Origin of the sequence: Streptomyces otsuchiensis (assembly GCF_004305975.1) — a bacterium.
Classification (GTDB): Bacteria; Actinomycetota; Actinomycetes; order Streptomycetales; family Streptomycetaceae; genus Streptomyces; species Streptomyces otsuchiensis.
This window is the reverse complement of the sequence record NZ_BHZI01000489.1, coordinates 1-1,891: the sequence shown is the minus strand read 5'-3', so window position 1 is coordinate 1,891 and position 1,891 is coordinate 1. Positions and strand designations below refer to the sequence as shown.

At 72.3% G+C, this 1,891-nt stretch carries 2 protein-coding genes; both read right to left on the bottom strand.

Annotated elements, in window-relative coordinates:
- Positions 1–57: 57 nt before the first annotated feature.
- Positions 58–1,272, bottom strand: coding sequence for an acyl-CoA dehydrogenase family protein (locus tag E0D90_RS25340; RefSeq protein ID WP_307721184.1), 1,215 nt, complete (start codon positions 1,270–1,272; stop codon positions 58–60).
- A 66-nt stretch (positions 1,273–1,338) separates the two neighbouring features.
- Positions 1,339–1,737, bottom strand: coding sequence for a YybH family protein (locus E0D90_RS25335; RefSeq protein ID WP_130800248.1), 399 nt, complete (start codon positions 1,735–1,737; stop codon positions 1,339–1,341).
- Positions 1,738–1,891: the final 154 nt, after the last annotated feature.

The window sequence follows — 1,891 nt, the reverse complement described above, 5'->3', positions numbered from 1 at the left end:
GCCCTCTCCTCTCTGGTGGGGGTACGGCTCTGTGGAGGTACGGCGGCTGGGGGCTGCTCAGGAGTAGCGGCCGGGCTCGGGTATCTCCCCGAGCAGGCGGTGGAGGCCGACCTCGCGGCGCTGATAGGCGACGGGGTGGTGCAGGGTGTGGGTCCGCACGTTGCGCCAGAAGCGGTCGAAACCGAAGGAGTTGGCCGTGGAGCGGGCGCCGGTGACCTCGAAGATGCGGGAGGTCACCTCCAGCGCCACCTCGTCGGCGCGCGCCTTGACGGCGGCGGTCCGCACCTTGTATTCGCCCCGAACCCGGTCGGTCACCGATCCGGGGTCGCGGTGGAGTTCCCGTCCCTCTTCGGCGACCTGGTCGGCCAGCGCCTCGGCGGCCCACAGCTTGGCGGTGAGGTCACCGATGGTGTCCTGCACCCGGGGCTCGTCGACGGTCCGGTCGTAGCCGCCCCAGCCACGGCCCTTCTGGGTGTACTCGACCGCGGCGCGCAGCGCTCCGTTGGCGGTGCCCAGCCAGATGTTGGAGAAGAGCAGCTGGCCGGTGGGCACGTTCATGGTCGCGTAGGCGGGCGGCGCGGCGGGGGCGAAGGTCTTGTCGCGGTAGCCCAGGGCGTCGGCCCACGGCATCGCCACGTCGCGGATGGTCACCCCGCCGGACTCGGTGAGCCGCTGGCCCATGTTGTCCCAGTTGCCGTGGTGTTCGATGCCGTCCTGGTCGGTGGGGACGATCCCCAGGACGTGCCGGCCGTCGGGCATCACGCCTTCCAGCACCGTCCGGTCGGAGACGCGGACGCCGGTGCAGAAGTGCTTGCTGCCGTCGAAGACCACCCGGTCGCCCTCGTCCCGGGCCACCACGTCGGCGTCCCGGGGGTTGAGCGCGCAGCCGAAGAACCAGTTCTCGCGGGCCGCCTCGCGGGCGATCCGTTCGATCTGCTCCTCGGTGCCGAGCGCGGCGGGCAGCCAGCACCAGGTGTAGTGGTCGCCCAGCAGCTGCCCGAGTGAGGTGTCGGCGGCGGCTACCGCCCGCACGATCCGGTAGGCCTCGGGCCACTCCTGGCCGGCGCCGCCGTGCTCGACCGGGCCGAAGACCGGCGCCAGGCCGGCGTCCTTGAGCACCCGCACCTCGTCGAAGGGCGCCTCACCCCGCTGGTCGCGGGCGGCGGCCCCCTCGTCGAGGATCTCCGCCACCTCCTGGGCCCTTTGCAGCCAGCCCTGCGATGTGGTCGGCCTCTCCCGTCCGGACCACGAGGGCTGGGTCTGGTCGGGCACGGACGGGTTCGCGGTCGTCGTCACGGGGTCTCTCCTCGCTCGGTGATCGGGAAGGGCGGTGGTCGTTCAGGCGGTTCCGTTGGGGTTGTCGATGACCGAGCGCCAGCGGGCGTCCGGGCCCCGGCGGATCACGTCGGTGCTGGTGCCGGCCAGACGCAGCCGGCTCCCGTCGGCGGCCGTGCCCTCCACCACCCAGTCCGCGATCACCAGGGCGATGTCGTCGCTGACGTAGACGTGCCGGTCCTCGATCCGCATCGGCAGCCCGAGCGCGAGGAAGTCCTTGACGGCCTGCCGCGCGTCGTCGCCGCTGAGCGGCTTGCCGGGTTCCTGCACGAAGACGGCGCCTTCCGCCTGTGAGGCGAGCACGGCCTCCAGGTCACCGGAGTTGAAGGCACGGCCGAAGGCGGCGGTGTGCTCGTGGGGATCGGTGACGGGCTGGTGGGCCTGTCCGTTCTGCGGCGTCATCGGGGCTCTCCTCCGGTGGTTCGGCGGTTCTGGGCGTCGCTGCGCGGTTCTGGGCGCTGCGTGGTTCTGGGGTTCTGCGTGGTTCTGGGCTGCGTGGTTCTCAGGTCCTGCGCGGTGCTCGGGTCCTGCCGGGTCCGTCCGGGCTCCGGGAGGG